Origin of the sequence: Dickeya ananatis (genome assembly GCF_019464615.1) — a bacterium.
Classification (GTDB): domain Bacteria; phylum Pseudomonadota; class Gammaproteobacteria; order Enterobacterales; family Enterobacteriaceae; genus Dickeya; species Dickeya oryzae.
Genome location: NZ_CP040816.1, coordinates 2053227 through 2069368 on the forward strand (window position 1 = coordinate 2053227; position 16142 = coordinate 2069368).

Below are 16142 nucleotides of genomic sequence, written 5' to 3' on the forward strand. Positions count from 1 at the left end.
GCTGATGAGCGCCAGTGCCATGACATCTTTAGCCCGCCGTGCGTGCGGGCTATGTCAAGTAATGTAGAAATAATGAATAACAATAATTACTTTTGTAAAGTTTTCTATTGTATTTATTCTGCTTGTGAAATATCACTGTCACGCTAGATCTCTAGCATGTCCGGTCGGACATAGTCATTCACCCCAGTGCAGGTATGAGAGCATGTTTTTGTTTTCCCCGCAGGACAGCACCTACACCAGGATGTTGTGTCAGTTCGAGTTTCAGGCACAACAAGAAGGGATTACCCGTCAAACCATGGCCGCTGCGGTGGTATTCCGGGGCGGTATACTCTTGGTGCGTCGCAGTGCTAATGACCCCATGTTACCCGGATACTGGGAAATTCCCGGCGGTGGCCGCGAACCTGGCGATCACAACCTGCTCGCCACGCTGATGAGAGAATTGCAGGAAGAAACTGGCCTACGGTTGCGTTATATCCGCCATTATCTGGGTTTTTTCGATTATCTGGTGCCGAGTAACGAAAAAGTTCGTCAGTGGAACTTTCTGGTTGACGTGATGCAAGAAGAAGTCTGTCTGAACGAAACGGAACACGATGCCTGGCAAATCGTGCGTCAGCCATCCGATATCCCGGAGGATTGCCCCATCAGTGAAGAGAGCCGTTTTGTGGTGAATGCCGCCATCCGCATGTTATGACGGCACGATGATAACGATAAGGCTATGCCCGTAAACTCAACTGTCAGACCCCTATAAATCGGGGTCTGACAACATTTAGGCCAACTGGTTAAGCGAAGCCGCTTCGAACCCTTTAAGGCTATCCAACTCATGACGATGCACTTTCGCCGCCCAATGAGAGTCGGTCAGCAGTGCACGACCTACCGCGATCAAATCAAACTCATCGCGTTCCATACGCTCCAGCAATTTATCCAGTCCCGCCGGACCAGACCCTTGCCCGGCAAACGCACCGAAGAAATCATCAGACAGCCCGACAGACCCTACGCTAATGGTTGCCGCCCCTGTGACTTTCTTCGCCCAGCCAGCAAAGTTCAGGCCGTTTTCACCGTCTACATCCGGGAATTCCGGCTCCCAGAAACGACGCTGTGAGCAATGCAGAATATCTACGCCAGCAGACACCAGCGGTGCCAGCCAATCCTCCAGCGCCAGCGGCGTCGGAGCCAAACGTGCACTGTAGTCCTGCTGCTTCCATTGGCTAACACGCAAAATCAGCGGGAAATCTGGCCCTACCGCTTCACGGACGCTTTTCACCACCTCGGCAGCAAAACGCGCACGCTGTTTAACCGTTGCGCCACCAAACGCATCAGTACGCAGGTTGGTTTCTCCCCAAAAGAACTGATCGATCAGGTATCCGTGCGCACCATGCAATTCCAGCGTATCAAACCCCAGACGCTTCGCGTCAGCCGCCGCCCGGGCAAAGGCGGAAATGGTATCGGCAATGTCTTCTTCCGTCATGGCATAGCCCCGCTCTACTTCTGGCGAGAACAGTCCTGACGGGCTTTCAATGTACTCCGGTTCCCATTCCACCCCCTTAATCGGTGCCGAACCGACGTGCCATATTTGTGGTCCCATTTTGCCGCCAGCCGCGTGGACCTCGTTAATCACGTTCTGCCAGCCCGCTAACGCACGCTCACCATGAAAAAATGGGATCCCGGGGTGGTTACGCGAACCGGGGCGATCCACCACCGTGCCTTCCGACAGAATCAACCCGACCTCACCTTCCGCACGCTGGCGATAGTAAGCGGCAATATCATCGCCCGGAATACCATCAGTGGCGAAACAACGAGTCATCGGTGCCATCACGATGCGATTCTTTAATTTCAGTGTTTTCAGCGTAAAAGGGCGGAACAGCACATCAATATTGGCCATGTAATCATCTCCTTGGGCATGAACCCGTGATGGTATACAATGTAAACTTGGTGTCAATCAGGCACATTTATGCTACCAGGTAGCCTTAAGGAAACCACCATGCTGAAATCTTGCGCCGCCCCTTACTCCCACGCTAACTGCCCCAGCCGCTTTTTGCTGGAACAAATCGCCGACAAATGGTCGGTACTGGTGTTGGGGGCATTATGTGAGAAGCCGCTGCGTTTTAACGATCTCAAACGCAGTCTGGAAGGCATTACGCAAAAGGCCCTGACACAGTGTCTGCGCAAACTGGAACGCAATGGCATTGTGGAACGACGGGTACTGGCGTTTTCGCCGATTGCGGTGGAATACCATATCACGCCATTGGGCCACACGTTGAAAGAACCGTTTCAGGCGCTGTACCGCTGGACGGTCGAATATCTGCCGCAGGTAGCGCAGGCGCGCGAGCGCTTTGATCAACGGATCAGTGAGCAGGAAAAAGCGATGTCCGACGCGCAGGCCTGAGGCGGTTGTGCAGCGAACCTCGCTTTTCCTCAGTATCAGGACACCGTAAACGACATCATCATACCGGTGTCCTCATGCTCCAGCAGATGGCAGTGCGCCATGAATGCCCGTTCTTTCGCCGCCGGGTGACTAAACTGCACCAGCACTTCGCTGCGCGCGCCTTCCACATGCACAATGTCCTTCCAGCCGCGCCGGTGCGCAGCAGGCGGTTTGCCATTTTCGGACAGAATGCGAAAACGGGTGCCGTGAATATGGAAAGGATGCAGCATCATGTCGCCCTGCCCGGAAATATTCCAAACTTCAAGCTCGCCGCGTTTCACATCAAACATCGGCTGCCCCATCTGAAACGCGACACCATTGATGCGATTGGCCGACAACAGGTCCAGCGGTGCGAGCCCGGCTTGTGGGTCCATTGCCCCGTGATTCATATCGCCGTGGTTCATACCGTTATGGTCCATGCTGCCGTTACTCATCGCGCCATGATTCATACTGCCGTGATTCATACTGCCGTGATTCATACTCATGCCATGTTGCCCCATGCCCGATGGCATAGACATGCCAGCATCATGCGACATCCCCTGCATCGAGCCGTGTGCGTTCATGTCCATCCCTGACATCGCTTGCATACCATAACGCACCATGAGTGCCTGCATGCCCAGCATGTCAAGCCGCGGGTCCATCGACAGTTGTAGCTGACGCGTTTTCAGGCCCGCCGTTGATGGCAGTGCCGGTAATGGCACCAGCGTTTCCGGCAACTTGCCCGCCCCCGGTTGAGCGGCAGGCTGGATACGCAACACCGGTAAGGGTTGGTCAAACGGCGGCAGGCGCATCCCCATCTGTGTCACCGGCAACGCCACTATATCGAACACCTTGCCATCACGCGCGTCGACCAGGACCTCAAACCGCTCGCCCATCAACACAGTCAGGTTGCTCACCTGCACTGGCTCGGCCAACAGCCCACCATCACTGGCAATCACATACAACGGACGGCCGTCACTGGTCGCCAGTGTTAGCGAACGTGCGTTACATCCGTTAAGAATACGCAAGCGTAACCAACCGCGTGGCGCAGTATGCTGCGGATAGCGCGCGCCATTGGTCAGCATCAGGTCGCCAAACCAGCCAACCGCCGCCGACATTACATCCAGCTGATAGTCAACCTGCCCTTTGGCATCCAACCGTTTGTCTTGCAGGATAACCGGAATATCGTCCACACCCCATTGTGCAGGTAGTGGCAACGCCCGGCTGGCGGCATCCTGAATCAGGATAAGCCCGCCCAACCCCATCGCCACTTGTCGCCCGGTCACGCCATGGGTGTGTGGATGAAACCACGCTGTCGCAGCCGGTTGTTCAACCCGGAATGTCGCCGTCCATGTCCCTCCCGGTGCGATCTCTGCCTGTGGGCCTCCATCGGCATCCCCGGGAATTTCCATGCCGTGCCAGTGCAGGGTGGTGGTTTCCGGCAAGGTATTGGTCACATTCATCGTTACCGTCTTGCCTTGTTCCAGTTGCAACGCTGGCCCCAAAAAACCGCCATTCACGCCCCAGGTAGCGGTCTCCATTCCCGCCAGCCAGCGCATACTGCCCGTTTGCAGTGTCAGTGCAATGTTGCCTGCCGCATCCGGTGCCAGCAGTGGTGGCACTGGCAGGCTCGGTCGTTCATCAGCCCATACGGAACGGCTCCACCAGGGCAACAGGCTGGATGCCCCCAGCATAGCGCTCAATTTGATAAACTCACGGCGACGCATACCGCTCTCCTCCAGTCAGCTATCATTCAAAAAAATAATGATAATAACTGGCAGACTGCACCTTCCAGTAACAGGAAGGTCAAGCGTTTTTACGTCAATGGCGTTTTACTTCAAGCGTGTTTTGCTTCGATCGCATACTGCCAGCGGTGAACATCCCCCCCCCGACAACCGCGAAACCCGTCACTGCAATAATGAATATATATTTTACTCAACAGCGAAGGTGATTTTATTTGCCAACCAGTTTTTACGTTCTGCATCAATTTTGATTAAGACCACTCTGATTTTACCCTGATATATTTTCTCCTTCATATGCCATTGCAATAATGACTTTCCAACAGGCCAGCATCGGCAAGATATCATCTATAGTGAGATAAAATGAGTGACTCCTTTGTTTCTGCGTTACTATCAGAAATAGCGCCCACATTAGGTATTCAGATAGAGTTTGAACCAGAATTCGGCTTTGTCGGTGAAATTACATTCCCTGACGGAAAGAAACATCTGTTCAAAAATAGAAATCTTAATCTTAATCTCTCTGCATCATCAGATATCGCCAAAGATAAATTCTACACAAATTATTTTTTGCAAAAAAAAGGGTTCAATGTTCCAAGAGGAAAAACTTTTTTTTCTGAAAAACTAAACAAGAAACTGCCACAGGAAAAGCGAAGAGGTATTGCTGAAGCAAAACAATTTGCCGAAGAGCTCGGGTTTCCTGTTTTTGTCAAACCCAACAATCTTAGTCAGGGAGAATGGGTAACCAAAGTTTATGATATAGCATCAATGGCGATGGTCGGTGCAAATATTTTTTCTCGTACGGACGTGTTACTGGTAGAGCAACCCTGTCCCGGACGAGATTATCGGGTTGTTGTTCTGGGCGAGACTGTGATATCGGCGTATGAACGCTTTCCACTGGCCGTTTCTGGTGATGGCACCCGCACTATCCAACAGTTATTGGCTGATGCCCAGCAAGCACTGTCTTTGCATGGACGTCCCAATAGCGAGATTGATCCTGATGATCCGCGTATTGATCTCAAGTTGACTCAGCTGGGTTTACAGCGAGAAACGGTTCTGCCTTTCGGGCAGAAAATATTTCTTCTGGATAACGCGAATCTCTCCACCGGCGGAACCTCATCGGATATTACCAGGAACATCCATGAAAGCTTTGCTGCTTTAGCCATCAACGCCACTGCATCATTAGGGCTACGTGTTGCTGGCGTTGACATTATATGTCGTGATTTATGCCAGGATGCAGCTGCACAACAATGGAATATTATCGAAATCAATGCGGCCCCGGGTTTAGATAATTACGCAGCCTCAGGTTACGAGCAACGGGAACGCGTAAAAGATCTTTACAGGAGAATCCTGCTACAAATTCAACGGGAAAACAGCATGCCCTATTAATTTATGATTATCGGCAGGGATAGGTTCTAAAACCCCGTCACGCCTGACGGGGTACAACGTAGTATTTATTCCTTTCGTTAGTATTCCTTTCGCCCCAGCCAGCGTTCTTTCAGGATGCTGCCACGGATGCCGATATCCAGCAGTGGACGCGGTGGAATCCAACTCGGTTTACCCAGCGACTGCATCTCGGTAATCAACGGATTATCGACACCGCTTGCCAGGTCCGCCAACGTGCTGCCAGCAATGGTTTGCTTCGAGATACCGGCACCATTGCACCCCAGTGCAGCATACAGATTATCGCCGTATCGTCCCCAAGTCGGCGCACCATTGCGGGTCACACCAATCATCCCAGACCAGGTATGCGCGACGGCCACATCCGCCAGTTGCGGGAAACGGGATAAAAAGATCGCCTGATGCTGCTGCGTAATATCTGCCGTGTATCTTGCCGTGACAGTGTAACCTGGTACATAGGTGACATGCTGGCGAATCAGAAACCGGTGGTCACGGGTGTAACGCAACGTTGCCCCGGCGATGGCATTGGCTGGCGTCATCCCCCATTCACCAATATTTCCGATGCGCTGCCGCTGCTCCGCCGTCAGCGGCTCGGTCAACGTGGCGAATGTCGATAGTCCAGCCACCTGGTGGGAAAACATCGGCAATTGCCGGGCACAACCGTTAGTCGCCACCATCACCTGCCGGGCCTGCACCTCGCCGTAAGGTGTTCGTACCCGTACCTTATGCCCAGGTTGGATCTCCAGTACCGGCGAGCGTTCATACAGCGTGACATTATCAGGCAGGTTATCAGCCAGGCCCCGCACCAGCGCCGCCGGGTTAAGCAAGACACTATTCGGCGTATAGATAGCCGCGTGGTAATAAGGTGTGCCTAATTGGCGGGCCAGGCTTTCGCCTTGTAATAACTGATAGGGTTCTGACAGCGACTGTAATTCGTGAGCATACTGGTCCAGTAACGTCCCCAACTCAGGGCGGACAATACAGTGATACTTACCGCTGCGGTTCCAGTCGCATGCAATACCATAGCGGCTGATTTGCGCCTCCAGTTGCGCCAGCCCTGCCTGCAACAGACGCCGATAACTGGCGGCTTTTTTCAGCTCCGCGGTGGAACTGCCGATGTTGTGCGGCAGGTCAATGGCAAACCCGGAATTCCGCGCGGAGGCGCTGCCATCACTATCAAGCGCATCCAGCACCACCACCTGCTCATGTGGGTGGTTTTCCGCTATCCGGTGAGCAAACGCCAGCCCGGCATACCCTGCGCCAATGACCAGCCAGTCAGCGTTGATAGTCTGGCGCAGTATCGGTTTTGCTTCTCGTGGCGGTAACATCGCCGACCAGCCATTGGTATTGGCATCCAGCGGTAATGCGTTGATGTTCAATTTATTCTTCCTGATACAGATACGATACTTTCCGACAGTGGCCCGGTTTCCCGCCGCTGTCAAAGAAAAACTGGGCGCGTGGAGATGCCCCCCCCGCAGCCAACGATTTTGCCCATAAAAATCGGGCTGTATCACACAGCCCGAACCGGTTTATTATCAAAATTATACTGCCTCAACGTCGGCGGACGTCACTCAGAAATCAACGATAACGGTTGTTCCCGGATCGTCGCCCACATAAACCCCGCCCATATCCTTCAAATCCTGCACGGTTATCTTCGCTTTGGGTGTATAGCTGACCGTACCGCTGGACTCCACCCGTTCCAGGTACAGCTTGTTGGCGACAATATCCTTTAAGACCCCCCATGAGGAGGTCCAAATCCGAGTACCAGAACAATCTGCGGCATTAATATTTCCCGTCAGGGACTGTCCTTCACCCGCACCAATCCCCATCACATTGCACACTTCCACATAGGCCACCGCCTTGCCGTCCAGCATGAATTCCCGCTCAGCAGCCACCTTCGATTTAGCCGTCGCCACCATCGCCGTTATCACCTGTGGGGATATATAATTACTTATGCTAAATCCCAGCAAAGGTTCGCTGGGATAATCGCTAGTAGCACCGGCGGTATTCAGGAATGTGGTCAGTTTGTCCATGCAGGTTTTCACCGCCAGCTCGACTTTCAGCTTGGTGTCATTGCTCTTGATGATTCGGATGTCTTTGCCATTCACACTATCTATCGGCGCACCGTCAGGGTATTTCATGTTGTACCATTCCGACGCCATAGTACCGGCATAATGGGGTAGCCACTGCAACCGGTTATAGACCACTTTGTTATTGGCGATCAGCTTATTCCAGGTTGCCAGAAAACACTTCGCACGATTGCTGCCAATCTCTTTATCCGGCGTATCCGCATAAGGAACCAGCGCTTCGCCCGGTTCCACATCGACAATCAGGTAAAGGTCGTTAGCATTCTGGGGGCGCTGGTTCAGCAGCAGAGCCTTGTGCAATCCGAATGAGCGCAGCAACCCATAGGGTATGGTTTTCAGCCTGCTCGTCCGCAATGACAATTTGCCTTTCACTATCGACGAGTCCGCATCGGCGGGCGCGGCGGCATTGTCCAGCCGCCGGTGCTCCCGGTTCATCAACCAGGCGCTACAATCGATGGCAAAACGGATTTTTACCGTTCCCTTTCCCTGAGCCTCCAACTCCTTGATCAGATTCGCCGCCCCGGTCGTGATAACCCAGTCAGTCATCAGGGGGGAATTCAGGTGCAAATGAATCAGCCATTCGACGTTCTGGAATTTCACTGCATCCGATGTTGCAGCGTCACTCAGCGTCTTCGCCCACGCCTTCATGGTCGCTAGCCCGCTCATTAGTTGATTGGAAATGATCAGAATCGTGCCGATAGCTTTGCCTGCGGAGATCGCATTGTGACCAAATCTCTTTGTTTCATGCGTTTGCAGCAGAATGCCCGATTTGTTCTGAGCACTATACCCGTCAGCATTCGGGTTATTGGTCATCAGATAATTGCTGATGTTCTTCACGTAATTCGACACTACCGCGTCATCCGCCAGCGGCGCCAGTTTATAGGGTATCAGCCTGTCTACCATGTTCATCTCCAGATGTCTTCACGTCGGAATTGCATTGCCAGCACGGTGAGGGAACAGCGCTCGCCGTACCACCATCACGCTGGCGTCCAACGAGAAATTACGACATGCAGGTCAGGATGACTCGGTGAAACGCTGCGCCTGACAAGGGGAAAATCGCATTCGGATGGAAACCGGACGGGCGCAAACGGAAACGCCACGCCGGCAAAAAGACAGTGATTGCGGTGACCATATGCCATACCGTCGAGTATGGCGCATGGTCACGCAGAGGAGATTACGGCGTCGGCAGGTTCTCTTTCGTTTCGACACCAAACCCGCGTAGCCCCACCACATGAACATGCTCGTGGTTCTGGAATACTTTTCGCACCAGTTTGTAGGTAGTGCCTTTTTCCGGGCTGATGTTTTCCGGCGCGGCGATAATCAGCTGCATTTCCAAGCGTTCACACAGCTCGAACAAGGTGGCGATGGATTTCGCATCCAGACGCGCCGCTTCGTCGAGGAACAGCAGACGGCACGGCGAGATATCCTTGCCACGCAAACGGCGGGACTCTTCTTCCCAGCTCTGTACCACCATCACCAGAATCGACATCCCGGTCCCGATTGCCTCACCCGTGGACAACGCCCCACTCTCAGCACGCAACCAGCCATCGGCACCACGGTTAACCTCCACTTCCATCTCCAGATAGTTGCGGTAGTCCAGCAGTTCTTCGCCGATAGTCTGTGGTGTGCGCTGGCCCATGTCGATTTCTGGGTTCAGGCGCTGGTACAGCTTCGCCAATGCTTCAGAGAAGGTCAGGCGGGTGCTGTTGAACAGATCCTGATGCAGTTCCTGCTGCTCAGACAGGACATTCAGCAGCGTGGTATGGGTTTCGCGCACGTTCACATTCAACCGCACGCTCTTCACCTGACCGAATGCCACCGACTGTAATCCCTGGTTGAGCATGCGGATACGGTTTTGTTCGCGCTGGATGGTCTTGCGGATGATGTTCGCCACACTGCGGGAACTGATCGCCAGCGTTTTCTCGCGGGCAGTCAGTTCTTCAGTCAGTCGGTTCAGTTCTATCTCCATCTGTTCGATGGCTTCCACCGGGTCATCAGTACGGATGATATCCTGACGAATACGCTCGCGCAGATGCTGATACACCGCAATGTAGAACTGAACTTTGCGCTCTGGCCGTTTCGGATCTTCCGACATGCGCAGCACGTCACGCAGGTGTTCGTTATCTGCCACCGCCTGACGCAGCGCCCCCAGCGCCTTATCCGACATCGAGCGCAGTTCGTCGCCGCTCATGTATGCCAGTTCACGGCGGTGCAAACGGCGCTCTACGCCATTGTCTTTCACCAGCCGCATCACTGCACACCAGCCCGCCTTGGCGGTCACCACCTGCTCGCGCATGACATGGTAATCACGTTCCAGCTTACGCAGTTTCTTCTGCAAGCTATCCATTTCCGCTTCACAGAAGGTTATCTGTTTTTCCAACTGGTTACGGCGGGCACGGTTGGCGCTCAGCGCCGCATGCAGTTCGTCACGACGTGTCCGGGCACGCGCTTCTGCATCGGCATCAGCACGAACACCGATATCCGACAGCTCTTGCGTCAACTCCTTGAGCATGTCGCGTTTAGCGTCATAAGAACTCTTCAGCGACGCCTGCAACTGGCTGTATTGGGTCAGTTGTGCCTGATGCTGGCGCAGTTGCTCGCGGGCGCGGGTACGCTCCTGCTCCGCCTGCTCCAGCCGCTGACGCAATTTATCATTAAGATCGGCATTGGCATTGAGCATGCCTGCCGAGTCGGTGTAGCTGAAATGTGCACGGCGCTGAACCACTTCGGTCAAGGCGAACGCCTGCTGTTTAGCAGCACGTTGCGCCGCCTGCGCCTGCGCATAATCTTCACGCATTTGCTCATGCTGCTGCGGGTCGTTTTGCAACACCGCCGCCAGCGGCTCCAGTTTCACCAACGAAGCACCATGCTGCTGCATAAAGCGCGCGGCGTCTTCGGCTTCGTCCAGCTCTTCACGCAGTTCTTCCACCCGATCGGCCAGCGCATCATCACACAGCAGGCTGATGCGCGGTATCAGGCGGTTTAACATACCGACCTGTTCTTTCGCTTGTTCGTACTGCTGACGCTGCTGCTGATTTTCGTTATCGAAATTGCTGATAGCGCGATCCAGCTCGCTGCGTCGGCTACTGATCTGGCGGATTTCCGCTTCCGGGTCCGCGTCAAACGCCACCGCTAAGTGGCTGCCGATAAAGCGACTGAACGCCTGATGCAGACGCTGGATTTTCTGGACGTCAAACGACAGTGTGGCGTACTGCTCCGCCAGTTGCTCACGCTCTTCACGCAGGCTCTCCAGGCGCTGTTCACGGGCCGCACGGCCGAACAGCGGCACCTCAGGAAAGCGAGAGTAACGCCACTGACGATCGGCGATTTTCACCACCACCGCTTTTTCCAGCTCTTCGACTTCAAACACGCTATCGTCAAACGACTGCGGATCCCCCTCGATCAGATAGAGATCTTCCGGGCAATCGTCCAGACCGGCCAGTTGCTCGCGCACCAGCGACAGATCCGCCACCACGATGGCATGGCGCGACGGGCCGTATAACGCAGAGAAGTACGGTGCGTCATCCAGCGTCACGTCATCATAGATTTCAGACAGCAGCACACCGCCAAACCGCTCCGCCAGCGCGTTAAGCCTAGGGTCTTCAGAGCCGCCCGGCTGGCTCAGGCGTTCAATCTGTGCGTCAATGTGCTGCTTACGGGCCGCCACACTGTCACGCTCCACCGTGGTTTCACGTTCGCGCTCCAGCAATTGCTGCATGAATTCGGTGACTTGCTGGCTATCAGCAAAATGCTCGCCGCTCTGTTCTCCTAGCTGGGTCAGGGCTTCCTGCGCCGCCAGCCATACCGGTGCACGGGTGGTCAGTTGCGCGATCCGCTGCTGGATCTGCTCCAATTCCTGACGCATTGCCAGACGGTGCTCGCCAGCCTCCGACACACGGACGGATAAATCCTCGATACGCGCTTCCAGCTCCTGTTGCAGGTCGTCGAGGTCTTCCGGCTGATAATCCTGACCGCTACGCTTGATGAATTCCTGCAACAAACGCTCGGCGTCTTGTTGTTCGCGCTGGCGCTGTTCCAGTTCCGATAACCGCATGCGCAGCGGTTGCACCTGTTCAGCCAGATAGCGCTGAGAAGAACTGTCGCGCAACAGGTCACGGGCAACGTCCCAGGCTTCGCTACGACTGACTGCACCGGCAATGCGGCACACCAACTGATAAGCCTGCTCGAACTGGCTGTTGGCGGCATCTGCCACGCTCAACTTTTGCTCCAGCATCAGCAGTAATTCTGTCGCTTCCTGCTCTTTGGCCTGGAAGCTGTCGAGCCACTCATCGGCGTTATCCGCTGTCAGTTCCGGTACCTGACACAAGCTACGAGCGCGCTCCAGCGCTTGTTGTGCCTGCTGGTACTGAATCGCACGCGTTTGCTGCACATCCAGCGCCTGCTGGTAATCGGCCAGTTGGCTCTTCAGCTCGTCTACTTCCTGCTCGGCGGCGTCAGCACGGGCTTCATTCTCTTCGAGTTGATCGCGCGCTTCTTCCACCACCTCGTTTTGTTCTTCCAGCCGGTAGCTCAGCTCTTCCAGGTCGGCGTTGTAACGCTCGATTTTCTCCTGCTGGCGCATCGCGGTCTGCACCAGATTGAGGTGATCGCTGGCGGCCTGATAATCGGTTTCGAGATCGCTTTCAGCACCGCTCTGTTCTTGCAGCTCACGCGCCATTTCCACATGGCGGGTTTGCTCGGTAATCAACTGTTTACGGCTGGCGAATAACTCACGGCGCAGCGCCAGCGCGCCATCCAGATGCACGCGTCGCTCATTGGCGTGGCGCATGTAGTCCGCCGCCACGTACGAAGTCGCTTCAGAGATCAGGTGCTTAAACAGATCACGGTCCGACTGGGTAACGCGGATGGCTTCCAGCGTCATGCGGTTTTCGCGCAGTGCCGCTTCCATATCCTGGAAAGCTTTACGCACGCCGCTGTTTTCCGGCAGCAAGTAATCGCGCAACGAGCGGGTAATGGCACTGGAAATCCCGCCGTACAACGAGGCTTCGATCAGGCGATAAAACTTACTGCGGTCCGATGCCGAACGCAGGCGTCTGGGCACTACGCCCAGATCAAACATCAACGAATGGTAATCGGTGATGGAATTGAACTGCTTGAACTGAACGCCTTCGTACTCGTCGAGCCTGTCTTTCACGTCCTGCAATGACAGTACGCGCGCCTGCCGCTCGCCCACCGTCTGGGTGAGGATCTGTGTCGGAGAAACGGCAATCGGCAGGCCCTGAATGGTAAAGGGTTTAATATCGACCTTGCGATCGCGCCCGGCTACCTGCTGCAAGCGAACCCCGACCAGCACACGTTGATGGCGAGAGTTGACGACATCGAGCACCGAGTAACACACCCCGGCACGTAGCTTGCCGTGCAGCCCCTTATCACGGGAACCGCTGGTAGCACCCGCTTCCGTGGTATTACGAAAGTGCAACAGCGTCAGATCGGGGATCAATGCGGTGATAAACGCCGCCATGGTGGTGGATTTCCCGGCACCATTACCGCCGGACAAGGTGGTCACCAATTCGTCCAGATCAAACGTGCGGGCAAAGAAACCGTTCCAGTTAACCAGCGTCAGTGAGCGAAATTTACCGCGTTCAATCATTCCTGTTCATCCTCAGCACGTTGATCATCACCGGAGGCGTTATCGCCAGTCCCCTCATCGCTATCGTCCAGCGACAGGCTGCCGTCTATCGGCATGGCTTCGCCATCACGGATCATCCGCAACTGCGCTTCACGTGGGTCATCGCCACTACGCACATCGGCACCAAAACGAAACACCGCTTCGGTGATACGGAATTTGCTGCTGTCGACACCCATAAAATAGATCATGCCAAGACGACGTAACCGATTAAGCGAGGTGCGTACCTTCTCCTGCAATTTCTGCCGGTCAAGGTCCGAGCCGGTGGAACGCTGGTTTACCAGCTTCAACAATTTGTTCTCATCCGCCAGGCTCAGCAGTTCTTCATACAGTTCCTGTTGGCTGAAAATGCCCTCATGCGCCAGCCGCTCGGGGCTGAGGTAGAGATAACAGAGAATTTTGCCCACCATCATATCCAGCTCGGACAATACCGAACGAGGGATAAGCGTGGTGGAGCGCGGTCGCAGGTAGAAAAAGCCCTCGGGAGCGCGAATCAGCTCCACGTTATAACGGCCGTAGAACTGCTCCAGCTCATCCTGAAAATCCATCAGGAAAACGTGATTTTCCAGCTCTTCCACACCAATGTGGCGACCGGCGCGCAGTTGGCTGTCCAGCGCCGGAAATAAGGTGTTGGAGAGCGCGGTCATCAGCCGGGCGGAAACGTGTTGATCAATATTTGTCGATGACATGGGCCTGTACCTTGGCTCCGTAATCATTGATTGCCTGCCACAGCGCAGGCAATCCGGTGAAATCAGCTTCGGCCACGCCCAGGCGAACCGCCTGGTCGACCACGATTCGGGCAACATCAAAATGCTGCGAGCGCGGGTACTGCGTCAGGTATTCCCGCACAACGTCACCCAGATTAAGCGGTATTTGTTGCTGTTTGTATTTCTGCAGCGCCTGCTCGATCATAGCGGCGATCTGCTCACGAATTTCACTGAAGGCTTCATACTCCAGATCCGGCGGCAACTCGCCGGTGACTTCTTCGGAACGCAACGCCAGCTCTTCATCGCGCATGTCCAGCAGGCGATCCGCGTTGGCGTAGGTCAACGCCCACGGTGCCTCGAAATAACTTTGTACCGACTGACGCAACCGCTGGGCAAAGACGCGATTCTTATCCATATCGATAGCGGTACGGATGAACTTGTGAACATGGCGGTCGTAACCGATCCACAGGTCAATGCTTTGCTGGCCCCAGCTAATAATGCGGTCGAGCTTACCTTGCAGGTCAAAAACCAGATTGTCGACAAACGCCAGTTCAGCGTGGCCGAGCGTCGCGTCCTGAATACGCAGCAGGCTGGTTTGTAACTTGTCACCCGCCGCTTCCAGCGTGTCCTGCAATTCACGCAAGGTATCCGAGGTTTCGGTCAACAGTTTTTCACAACTGGAAATCGCCGCACGCCAGTCCTGATTGAGCAGTCCGGCGATATTCTCTTTCACCCCCTGCTGCTGTTCATCCATCACGCGCTGCGATAAGTCGATACTGTCGAAGATTTCTGCCACCGAATACTTGAGCGGCGCGAACACATTGCGATGCCAGTGAAACTCGTCGCCACCTTCTTCTGCGGCCTCAGCGGCACGCCCGAGTTCCTGCGCCACGATCGATAACTGCATCGACAGACGCAGTGCGGAGAACTCACGCTGACGAATGTAATAGTCGGTGATACCGATACCCAACGGCGTCAGCCGGTAAATCGCGTTGCCGTCCGCCAGTTCGCTGGTGAATCGGTTGATCAAACGCTGACGCACCAGGTCGTTGATGGCATTGTTGGCGCGTACCGGAATGGTTTCATGGGTTTGTTCAAAGCCTTTACTGACGTGACGAAATGCGTCCACCAGTTCTCCTTCGCTCATTTCGCCATCCATACGCTCACCGTTTAAGGTGGCGATAGCCAGCAGAAACGCCAGACGCTCGGTGGGCAGCGTAATGGCGAAGTCATTTTTTCTCGCCCAGGCAACCAGTTCGGGTACGGTCTGGGAAAAATCACTCATAATGCATCCTTCATAGGGGGCTTATGCGCCATGACGTGCTTGTGTGCCATAACATGAATGTAGCGCCCCAGGCTGACAAAGGGCTCCTGCCGACAATAGCGCTGCTCCAGCGCCAGCAGTTGGTCAAAATCGTCAATCTGTTGTTGCTTATTTTGCAGGTAGTCATGAAACACCCGGATGCCGGTTTTGCCGCTCAATTGCAGCCCCAGTTCAGCGAGCCACTGATAGACCTGCGGTGGGTCCAACGGGTGGTCCGGTGACAGCGAACGCCGTTTGCGCTTGGGCATACCGGCTTCGACATAACCAAAATTACCCAGCACCATATTGCGCATCACCAACGCCTGATGGTTGTAAAACATCAGCGATAGCGCACCGCCCGGTGCCAGACAATCGGTCAGCGCACGCAACGCGTTTTGCGGCTCTGCAACCCACTCCAGCACGGCGTGAAACAACACCAGGTCGACCGGTTGCGATAAATGCGCGCCGATATCCTGCGCAGCGCAGCGCACGAAACGCATGTTATCCGCCACACCCTCTTCACACGCAGCGTCATGGGCGCGCGTAATCATCTCATCGGAGAGATCGCACAACAACACCTGATGGCCCAACGCTGCCAGACGGCGTGACATTGGTCCTTCACCGCCGCCTGCATCCAGAATACGCAGCGGTCGTGACGGCAGGCGTGTCAGCAGGGTTTCCAGATCCTGCCACAATACCGCCTGACGTAACCGCCCTTTGGTGGTGCCATAAATGTTGCGGGCAAATTTGTCTGCGATATCGTTAAAATTACGATCCTGCATTCCACGGTTCTGCATGATGGGTAACTGTACTACCTAAACAACTGGTTTTTCTCTGAACCTGACATTCTGTCACAGGCT

11 protein-coding genes are annotated in these 16142 nt (G+C 54.7%); 3 read left to right on the forward strand and 8 right to left on the reverse strand.

All coding sequences use genetic code 11. The features are described from left to right. Positions 1-202: 202 nt before the first annotated feature. Entirely contained in the window at positions 203-691 is a 489-nt protein-coding gene (locus tag FGI04_RS08975) for an NUDIX hydrolase (RefSeq protein ID WP_023639805.1), read from the forward strand. A 75-nt stretch (positions 692-766) separates the two neighbouring features. Here the strand turns inward: FGI04_RS08975 and FGI04_RS08980 are convergent, their stop codons facing one another. After that, on the reverse strand, positions 767-1879 hold the full coding sequence (locus tag FGI04_RS08980; RefSeq protein ID WP_342700720.1) for an NADH:flavin oxidoreductase: 1113 nt from the start codon (positions 1877-1879) through the stop codon (positions 767-769). Between the two features lie 99 nt (positions 1880-1978). On the opposite strand from FGI04_RS08980, the gene FGI04_RS08985 reads away from it, so the two are divergent. After that, positions 1979-2383 carry a winged helix-turn-helix transcriptional regulator gene (locus FGI04_RS08985; protein ID WP_342700719.1) on the forward strand — a complete coding sequence of 135 codons (405 nt, stop codon included), beginning with the start codon at positions 1979-1981 and terminating at the stop codon, positions 2381-2383. Positions 2384-2418: 35 nt separating this feature from the next. Here the strand turns inward: FGI04_RS08985 and cueO are convergent, their stop codons facing one another. Next, positions 2419-4128: a multicopper oxidase CueO gene (gene cueO / locus FGI04_RS08990; RefSeq protein ID WP_407336590.1), complete on the reverse strand. Its 1710-nt coding sequence runs from the start codon at positions 4126-4128 to the stop codon at positions 2419-2421. Positions 4129-4503: 375 nt separating this feature from the next. On the opposite strand from cueO, the gene FGI04_RS08995 reads away from it, so the two are divergent. After that, complete coding sequence (locus FGI04_RS08995; RefSeq protein WP_407336591.1) at positions 4504-5526, forward strand: cyanophycin synthetase; 1023 nt, start codon at positions 4504-4506, stop codon at positions 5524-5526. A gap of 77 nt (positions 5527-5603) precedes the next feature. Here FGI04_RS08995 and FGI04_RS09000 read toward each other — a convergent pair whose 3' ends face one another. From FGI04_RS09000 to cmoM, 6 genes are all read right to left on the reverse strand, one after another. Next, positions 5604-6917, reverse strand: coding sequence for an NAD(P)/FAD-dependent oxidoreductase (locus FGI04_RS09000; protein WP_407336592.1), 1314 nt, complete (start codon positions 6915-6917; stop codon positions 5604-5606). A 192-nt stretch (positions 6918-7109) separates the two neighbouring features. Then, the gene (locus tag FGI04_RS09005) at positions 7110-8528 is read right to left on the reverse strand and encodes a hypothetical protein (protein WP_407336593.1); all 1419 of its coding nucleotides are present in this window, start codon (positions 8526-8528) and stop codon (positions 7110-7112) included. Positions 8529-8799: 271 nt separating this feature from the next. After that, entirely contained in the window at positions 8800-13236 is a 4437-nt protein-coding gene (mukB, locus tag FGI04_RS09010; RefSeq protein WP_407273523.1) for a chromosome partition protein MukB, read from the reverse strand. Then, positions 13233-13961: a chromosome partition protein MukE gene (mukE, locus tag FGI04_RS09015; RefSeq protein ID WP_012884907.1), complete on the reverse strand. Its 729-nt coding sequence runs from the start codon at positions 13959-13961 to the stop codon at positions 13233-13235. The genes mukB and mukE overlap by 4 nt, the downstream gene beginning before the upstream one ends. Beyond that, complete coding sequence (gene mukF / locus FGI04_RS09020; RefSeq protein ID WP_016941193.1) at positions 13942-15264, reverse strand: chromosome partition protein MukF; 1323 nt, start codon at positions 15262-15264, stop codon at positions 13942-13944. Before mukF ends, mukE begins: the two co-directional genes overlap by 20 nt. Beyond that, positions 15261-16064, reverse strand: coding sequence for a tRNA uridine 5-oxyacetic acid(34) methyltransferase CmoM (gene cmoM, locus FGI04_RS09025; RefSeq protein WP_342700713.1), 804 nt, complete (start codon positions 16062-16064; stop codon positions 15261-15263). The genes mukF and cmoM overlap by 4 nt, the downstream gene beginning before the upstream one ends. Positions 16065-16142 lie beyond the last annotated feature (78 nt).